This window comes from uncultured Microbacterium sp., assembly GCF_913776565.1.
Classification (GTDB): Bacteria; Actinomycetota; Actinomycetes; order Actinomycetales; family Microbacteriaceae; genus Microbacterium.
On the sequence record NZ_CAJYPF010000099.1, the window covers coordinates 1 to 7,636 of the forward strand.

11 protein-coding genes are annotated in these 7,636 nt (G+C 69.6%); 1 reads left to right on the forward strand and 10 read right to left on the reverse strand.

What is annotated here, in order from left to right; translation table 11 throughout:
- The 7 genes from QZ433_RS05350 to idi all read right to left on the reverse strand — a co-directional run.
- The coding region (locus tag QZ433_RS05350) for a prenyltransferase (protein WP_295780503.1) at positions 1-703 on the reverse strand (703 nt) is incomplete at its 3' end.
- Positions 700-1,017 (reverse strand): lycopene cyclase domain-containing protein, encoded by a 318-nt coding sequence (locus QZ433_RS05355; protein ID WP_295780505.1) that lies wholly within the window; start codon positions 1,015-1,017, stop codon positions 700-702. The genes QZ433_RS05355 and QZ433_RS05350, both read right to left, overlap by 4 nt.
- The gene (locus QZ433_RS05360; protein ID WP_295780507.1) at positions 1,014-1,343 is read right to left on the reverse strand and encodes a lycopene cyclase domain-containing protein; all 330 of its coding nucleotides are present in this window, start codon (positions 1,341-1,343) and stop codon (positions 1,014-1,016) included. Before QZ433_RS05360 ends, QZ433_RS05355 begins: the two co-directional genes overlap by 4 nt.
- A gap of 1 nt (position 1,344) precedes the next feature.
- Positions 1,345-2,901, reverse strand: coding sequence for a phytoene desaturase family protein (gene crtI, locus QZ433_RS05365; protein WP_295780509.1), 1,557 nt, complete (start codon positions 2,899-2,901; stop codon positions 1,345-1,347).
- Positions 2,898-3,767 carry a squalene/phytoene synthase family protein gene (locus QZ433_RS05370; protein ID WP_295780512.1) on the reverse strand — a complete coding sequence of 290 codons (870 nt, stop codon included), beginning with the start codon at positions 3,765-3,767 and terminating at the stop codon, positions 2,898-2,900. The genes crtI and QZ433_RS05370 overlap by 4 nt, the downstream gene beginning before the upstream one ends.
- Positions 3,764-4,834 carry a polyprenyl synthetase family protein gene (locus QZ433_RS05375; protein ID WP_295780513.1) on the reverse strand — a complete coding sequence of 357 codons (1,071 nt, stop codon included), beginning with the start codon at positions 4,832-4,834 and terminating at the stop codon, positions 3,764-3,766. Before QZ433_RS05375 ends, QZ433_RS05370 begins: the two co-directional genes overlap by 4 nt.
- Positions 4,831-5,382: an isopentenyl-diphosphate Delta-isomerase gene (gene idi, locus QZ433_RS05380; RefSeq protein WP_295780515.1), complete on the reverse strand. Its 552-nt coding sequence runs from the start codon at positions 5,380-5,382 to the stop codon at positions 4,831-4,833. Before idi ends, QZ433_RS05375 begins: the two co-directional genes overlap by 4 nt.
- 63 nt (positions 5,383-5,445) lie before the next feature.
- Between idi and QZ433_RS05385 the strand changes: the two genes are divergently transcribed.
- Positions 5,446-5,925, forward strand: coding sequence for a MarR family transcriptional regulator (locus QZ433_RS05385; protein ID WP_295780518.1), 480 nt, complete (start codon positions 5,446-5,448; stop codon positions 5,923-5,925).
- Here QZ433_RS05385 and QZ433_RS05390 read toward each other — a convergent pair.
- The 3 genes from QZ433_RS05390 to QZ433_RS05400 form a co-directional block, all read right to left on the reverse strand.
- The gene (locus QZ433_RS05390) at positions 5,909-6,568 is read right to left on the reverse strand and encodes an SUMF1/EgtB/PvdO family nonheme iron enzyme (protein WP_295780520.1); all 660 of its coding nucleotides are present in this window, start codon (positions 6,566-6,568) and stop codon (positions 5,909-5,911) included. The two genes, QZ433_RS05385 and QZ433_RS05390, sit on opposite strands and share 17 nt — an antisense overlap.
- 245 nt (positions 6,569-6,813) lie before the next feature.
- On the reverse strand, positions 6,814-7,119 hold the full coding sequence (locus QZ433_RS05395; protein WP_295780522.1) for a hypothetical protein: 306 nt from the start codon (positions 7,117-7,119) through the stop codon (positions 6,814-6,816).
- Between the two features lie 121 nt (positions 7,120-7,240).
- Positions 7,241-7,636 (reverse strand): acyltransferase family protein (locus QZ433_RS05400; protein WP_295780524.1); only part of this gene is annotated, 396 nt, incomplete at its 5' end.

Sequence of the window (7,636 nt, forward strand, 5' to 3'; positions counted from 1 at the left end):
CCGTGAACAGCATCGCGACGCCGGCCAGGGCGTACGCGGTCAGTGCGAAGCGCACCGTCCAGCGGGCGCCGCGGGCGGTGGCGATCGATGAGATGTCGGCGGCGCGGTCGGCCTCGACGTCCTGCACCGCGCCGAAGGCGTGCGAGGCGATGCCCCACAGCGCGAACGCGATGAACACGAACACGAGCTGCCACGTCCAGACCGCGCCCGCGAGCACCAGACCGTACACGGCGGGCGAGAAGAAGTGGATGCTGCTGGTCATCGAGTCCAGGAACGGACGTTCCTTGAGCCGCAGCGGCGGCGCCGAGTAGAAGACGACGAAGAACAGGCTGAGCGCCAGCACCAGCCACGACAGCGGCGAGCCGATGATGACGAGGTACACCACGAACGGAAGGCACGACAGCGTCGAGGCCCACAGCGTGATGGGGTGCATGCGCTTGGCGAGCACGGCGCCGTGCGTTCCGCCCTTGCGGGGGTTGCGCAGGTCGGACTCGTAGTCGAAGACGTCGTTCACGCCGTACATCGCGAGGTTGTAGGGCACGAGGAAGAACAGGATGCCGACGATCAGCGGCACGTCGATCTGCCGCGTGGTCAGCAGGTAGGCGGCGGCGAAGGGGAAGGCGGTGTTGATCCAGCTCACGGGCCGCGACGACACGAACAGCTCGCGGACGACGCGTCCGGGGGTCAGTGCGGGGAGGGTCATGCGGCATCCTTCGGGGAGGGGGCGGAAGACAGCAGCGTGTACACCGCCGGTACGAGGAACGCCGCGCACAGCGGGTAGGCGAAGTCCTCGACGGGGGCGAGTCCGAGCTTGAGGCCGCTCAGGTGCTCGGGCGGGTACGAGAACAGGTCGACGGCGATCATGAGGTTGTCGAACACGAGGGTCAGGCCCACCAGCACCAGGGCGGTGAGGCCCGAGGATGCCATGCGCCGGCGAAACCGCGGCCGTCGCGCCGTCGCCAGGGTGACGACCGCCGTGAGCACCACGAACGGCAGCACGATGAGCGGGTAGGTCACGACGGCACCCGCTCGCGTGAAGCCGCGCGCCGCTCGAACACGGCGAACATCACCACGGCCAGATAGCTCAGGAACAGCAGGAAGAAGACCTCTTCGAGCGGCAGGTGCGGGGCGAGCATGACGCCGACGAACAGGGGGCTCTCGCCCTTGACGAAGACGCCGGTGACGATGCCGACGATGTCCCACGCGAGGAAGAACGCCGTCCCGATGAGAACGGCGATCGTGGTGCGCACGGGGGAGACCCGGAGCGCGAGCGAGTACTTCCAGTCGATGAGGCCCATGCCGATCAGCGAGAAGAGGATCGCGCCCAGGTAGATCCCGGGCATGTCAGACCGCCGCGCGCGCGGGTTCCGCCAGGGGGCCGGGGGTGGTGTCGCCCGTCATGCGCTTGACGACGAGCTCCGCCGAGATGAGGCACATGGGCAGGCCGATGCCCGGCAGCACCGAGGTGCCGGCGTAGTAGAGGTTGTCGACCTTGCGCGAGCGGTTCTTGGGACGGAAGATCGCGCTCTGGTTGAGCGTGTGCGCGAGTCCGAGCGAGTTGCCGTGCCACGCGTGCAGGTCTTCCTTGAAGTCCTCGGGGGCGATGGTCTTCCGCACGACGATGCGGTCGGCGAAGTCCGGGATGCCGGTCCATTCGCCGATCTGCGCGATCACGCGGTCGGCCGCCGCCTCGATGCGCGGGTCGCCGGCGCCCGAGACGCCGCCGCGGCCGCTGTCGGGGTCGGCGGGCACGGGGACGAGCACGAACAGGTTCTCGTGGCCCTCGGGCGCGACGGAGTCGTCCGAGGCGCTGGGGCGGCAGACGTAGATCGACGCGGGGTCGGGGATCTTCTTGTCCTCACCGAAGATGGCGTCGAAGTTGGTGTGCCAGTCGTCCGTGAACAGCAGCGTGTGGTGGGTGAGCTGGGGCAGCTCGCCCTTGACGCCGAGCAGCAGCAGCAGGGCGCCGGGGCTGGGCACCTTGTCCTTCCACCACTTCTCGGGGTACTGGCGGTCCTTCTCTTCGAGCAGGACGTTCTCGGTGTGGTGCAGGTCGGCGCCCGAGACCACGGCATCCGCGGCGATCACGCGTCCGTCGGCGAGGCGCACGCCGCGCGCGGTACCGGAGTCGGTGATGATCGCCTCGACGGGCGACGAGGTCTCGATGCGCACGCCCCGTTCGCGGGCGAGCTTCTCGATGGCCTTGATGATCTCGGTCATGCCGCCCTTGGGGTACAGCACGCCGTCGCCCAGGTCGAGGTGGCTCATCAGGTGGTACAGGCTCGGCACCTCGAAGGGCGAGCCGCCGAGGAACACCGCGGGGTAGGCGAGGATCTGCTGCAGGCGCGTGTTCTTGAAATCGTCGGTGACGCGCTTCCACAGCGTGCGGGTGAGCAGCGGGATCAGGGTGGGCAGGCGCTTGATGAGCGCGGGGTCGCGCAGGCCCTTGGTCGAGGAGTACGGGTCGTACAGGAACTTCGACGTCGACAGCTCGTAGGCGTCCTTGGCCGAGTCGAGGTACTTCTCGAGGTTGTCGCCCGAGCCGGGCTCGTGCTTCTCGAACAGCGCGCGCACGGCCTCGCGTCCCGAGACGATGTCGATGGGCTCGCCCTTCCCGGGAGGGCCGTAGACGCGGTAGGCGGGGTCGAGGCGCACGAGGTCGAGCTGCTCCTCGGCGCTGGTGCCGAGCAGGCGGAAGAAGTGGTCGAACACCTCGGGCATGAGGTACCAGCTGGGGCCGGTGTCGAAGCGGAATCCGTCCTGCTCCCACGATCCGGCGCGGCCGCCGAGGGCGTCACGGGCTTCGAACAGCTGGACGTCGTGTCCGCGGTCCGCGAGCAGGGCGGCGGTGCCGAGTCCGGCGATCCCGCCTCCGACGACGACGATGCGCTGGGCGCTCATGAGCGTGGTCCTTTCGGGGGCCGCCCCAGCAGGGCGCGGGCGGCGAGGGTGGCTTTGACGGCGTCGGGCACGCGCACGCGCGGGGCTCCGGCGGGGGTGGCGCGCAGGCGACGCGAGAGTTCGGCGAACAGGTCGTGCGCCGTGGTGACGGCGGCCCGGCAATCGGGCGGAAGGTGGGGGATGACGGATGCCGCGGCGGCGAGGTCGGCGTCGATCCGGTCGAGCACGGCGGTGCGCCGGTCGTCGTCGGCGGCGCCGTCGAGGTAGTCCCGGCCGAGGCGGTCGGCGTCGTCGGCGAGGTCGCGGAGGAAGTTGACGTCCTGGAAGGCCGCGCCGAGGCGCCGTGCTCCGTCGACGATGTCGGCGGCTGGCCGGGCCGGGGCCGACATGCCGGCGTTGAGGAAGACCTGCAGGCACATGAGCCCCACGACCTCGGCGGAGCCGTACACGTAGGCGTCGTGCGAGACGTCGTCGTGCGAGGCGGTGTCCAGGTCGGTCCGCATGGAGGCGAAGAACGGGGCGATCAGGTCGGCCCCGATGCCGCATTCTCGCGCGGTGCGGGCGAAGGCGTGCACGACGAGATTGGCGCTGAAGCCGGTGGCGATGGCATCCATCACCTCGGTCTCGAGGGCGTCGAGCACGTGGCGTTCCCGCTCGGGCGAGAGGCCGGCGTCGTGGGCGGGACCGTCGACGATCTCGTCGGCGACGCGCACGAGGGCGTAGATGTTGCGCACGTGCGGGCGCGGGCGGGGCCCGAGCAGCTTTGTCGCGATGCCGAATGAGGTGGAGTAGCGGTTGATGACGGCGGCGGCGGCGTCGTCGGCCGTCTGCGAATAGAGTTCGAGGCCCGTGGGCGCGGTGCTCACGGAACGCGCTCCGTGACCATGTCGACGAGTTCGATCAGCATGGTCTTGCACTCGGGCGGCAGGGTCGACAGGCTCACGATGTTGACGGCCTCGTCGAGGGTGTCGTAGACGAGGCGCTCGAGGGCCTTGCGGGCGCCGGACTTGGCGAGGGCGGTCTGGGCGACGCGGATCGCGACGGGGCCGGTGTGCGCCTGGGCGAGGGCTTCGCTGACCTCGGGCCAGCTCGCGGTCTCGCGGGCGAGAGAGATCAGGTGGGTCTTCTTGGCCTCGCGCAGGTCGCAGCCCTCGTCCTTGCCCGACACCTCGGGCGAGCCGAAGGCGCCGATGAGGTCGTCGATCAGCTGGTACGCCAAGCCGAGCCGCTCGCCGAAGCGCTCGAGGGCGTGCAGCACCGCGTCGTCCGCGCCGGCCATGACGGCTCCGGCCTGCAGGGGGGCCGAGAACGAGTAGACCGCGGTCTTGTCGCGCGTGGCCTGCAGGATGGTCATGGGGTCGAGGTCGGCCGCGGTGATGGAGTTCTCGACGTCGGCGAGTTCTCCGGCGGTCGAGACGATCACGGCCTCTTCGACGAGGGTGACCAGGTCGGCGCGCATCTCGGCGGGCACGTTGCTCAGCGCGACCAGGCGCGTGGCCTCGTGCAGCAGCAGGTCGCCGGCCAGGATCCCGGCGGCCGTGCCGAGCAGCGAGGCCCCGGCTTCGTCGGCGCCCTTGTCGAGCCCGCGCTGGCGGAATTCTCCACCGACGTTCGGGATGCCGCGGCGCTCGAGGTCGTGGTCGATGACGTCGTCGTGCACGACGAAGGCGGTGTGCAGCAGCTCGAAGGCGGCCGAGATGCGCCACAGGTCCGACAGGTTGACCCCGTCGCCGTCGAGCGTGTCGTAGGCCGCCGCGACGAGCAGGGGACGAAAGCGCTTGCCGCCGGTGGTCGCGCGGCGGATGGCGGATGCCAGGGCGTGCGCGCCGTCGCCGAGGGGGAGCAGGCGGTGCTCGAGGCGTTCGAGCGAGGTCTCGATCGCGTCTTCGATCTCCTGACGCGCGGTGGGGGCACTGGGGACGGCGAAGATCACGAGGCTCTCCTCACGGCGGGTGCGGGGTCGAACAGGTGCAGCTGCTGCGCCTGCAGCACCAGCCACGGGCTGAACGCCCACGGGGTCGCGTCGAGCGACGCGGCGAGTTCGAGCGGGTCGACCCAGCGGTACTCGGCGACCTCGTCGGGGTGCGGCTGCGGTTCGTCGTCGGTGCGCGCGACGTACACGGGGCAGATCTCGTGCTCCACGATGCCGCTGGCGTCGACGGCGCGGTAGCGGAAGGTGGGCAGCGCGAGCTCGACGTCGCGGACGCGCAGGCCCACCTCGAACTCCCCGCGGCGGTGCACGGCGGCGGTCATCGCCTCACCGGGGCCGGGGTGGCCGCAGAAGGAGTTGGTCCACACGCCGGGCCACGTCTTCTTGTGCAGCGCGCGGCGGGTGACGAGCACCTGGCCGTGGCTGTTGACGACGTGGCACGAGAACGCGAGGTGCAGACGCGTGTCGGCGTCGTGCACGTCGGCCTTCGGCGCCGTGCCGATCTCGTTTCCGAAGTCGTCCAGGAGGACGACATATTCGGTCTCGCTCATCGTGCCTCCCGTTTGCTAGTTTAGCTAGCGATGTGAGCCCGACAATACCGTGAGCGAAAGGGGGTGTCCACCGTGCCGGAAGCCGTGTCGACCTCTGCTACACGGCCCGCGGTCCTCGAGACCCTGCGGGCCGTCCAGTCGCTCAGTGACGCCCTCGACCGCATGCACAGCGGCATGAAGGGCGACATGGACATGAACGCCAGCGACCTGGCGACGCTGCGCATGCTGACCATCCGCGAGCGCCGCGGTGAGATGGTGAGCCCCCACGACGTCGCCACGCACCTGCGCATCTCGACGGCATCCACCACTAAGCTCATCGACCGGCTCGTCGCCTCGGGTCATCTCGAGCGGCGCAAGCATCCGTCCGACGGGCGTTCGCGGGTGGTGGTGCTCACCGACAAGTCGCGGCGGGAGTTCTTCGAGCATTTCGGGGTGCACCTGGGGGCGATGCGCGAGATGGCGGATCAGTACGACGACGCGCAGCTGACGACGGTCGCGGCGTTCATGGAGCAGTTGACCGAGGCGATCACGACCGACGACTGAGCGGTCCGCGAGCGACGCGGACGCCGACGTCGTCGAAGGCCTCGCGCGGCCGGCCCCCGCGTCGGGCCGCGGCCCGCACGACGTTCGGCTGGTCCGACCATCCGCCGCCACGGAACGCGCGCGCGTCGGATTCACCCTCGGGGTCATACAGGTCGAAGCACCATTCCCATACGTTGCCGAGGGTGTCGAACAGTCCGTTGAGGTTCGGCATCCGGATGCCGACCTCGGCCGGGTGACCGAGCCCGTCGGCGGCCGTCCACGCGACCTCGCGCACGGGGCCGTACGCGATGCCCGTCGATCCCGCGCGGCAGGCGTACTCCCACTCGTCCTCGGTGGGCAGGCGGAAGCCCTCGGAGTCGGGGTCGCCCGTGACGACCTCGCCGTCGAACGAGTACACGGGGTCGAGTCCCTCCCACTCGCTGAGCGCGTTGCAGAGGCGGATCGCGCGCAGCCAGCTCATGTGCGTGGCGGGCCGCCGGGGATTTTGCGATGGGATGCCGAGCAGCTCCGCGACCTGCTCTTCGGTGACGGCGTAGCGGCCGATTTCGAAGGCCTGCACGACGATCTCGCGGCGTTCGCTGCCGCGCTGATCGATGCGCAGCACGCTGCCCGCGGCGATCCGGGCCATCTCCATGTCGCTCATGTGCGATCTACTCACTCTCTCGGCAGCACGATCGCTACGAGTCCAGCGTGCGCCAGGGCGGGGGAGCGGATGGGTGGGGTGACAGGGGAGGGGGAGTGATGTACGGGCGGGGCCGTTCACACCGGGGTGGGGTCTGCCGTGCTCGTCCGCCGGTGCGGACTCTCGCCCAGAGCGATGCGCCCCAGCACGAAGCGGCGTGCGACCGAGACGACGATGATCGACCCAAAAATGCCCATCGTCGTCCCCTACACAAATTGCGCGGTCAGGTCGGTGACGCCCATTCTGCTGACGACCACCCGGGTTCCCAAGACGACGAACGGGTGGACGAGGAAGATACCGGCCGAGAATCGGCCGACCCAGTCAAGGGGCGTGAATCGGATGCCGAGCCCCAGCATCGACAGGGGGAACGGCGCGCCCAGCAGCATGCCGAGCGGGTTCGTGCGAGCGTCCGGTGCCGGCGCGAGGCCGGCGAGGGCGAGCTGATTGTACGCGAGAGCAGGACGGCGACGGCCGCAGAGCCGAGCCGCCACGAGAGGGGCGTCCGCACCCATCCGAAGCGTTCGGTGGTCACGCCCGCGCAGAAGAACGTGGCGAGCGAGATCGCGTTGCCGATATGCAACAGTTCGACCTGGCCGATGGAGGTAAAGCCATCGGATGCTGCCAGCCCGGCAATCAGCGCGGCCATCGGCAATGGGCGCGGAGAAGTGTCGTTGCGTCGAGCAGCGCGATCACGGCGAAGATCCAGAACGTCGCCAGAAGGAACCAGTACGGGCTGAGCGCGTTCAGGAACCACTCGAGAGGCGGACGGGTGGTGGGATTGTTCGCCTCGTCGACGACGGATTGCGCGACGCCGATGATCGGGATGAACACGACGTACGGCACGAGCAGACGGCGCGCTTTCTTGGCGAGAATGCGCGGATAGAGGCGAAGGTCGTGCACCAGTCGCCACGAATAGATGAAGCCAGTGAGAAAGCTGAACAGGGGCATCCGCAGGGCTGTGAAGGCCTCGACGTACCAGCTGAACGCGCTGTCGTCGGGGACGTGGATGCCCGCCGACGCGTTGTGTCC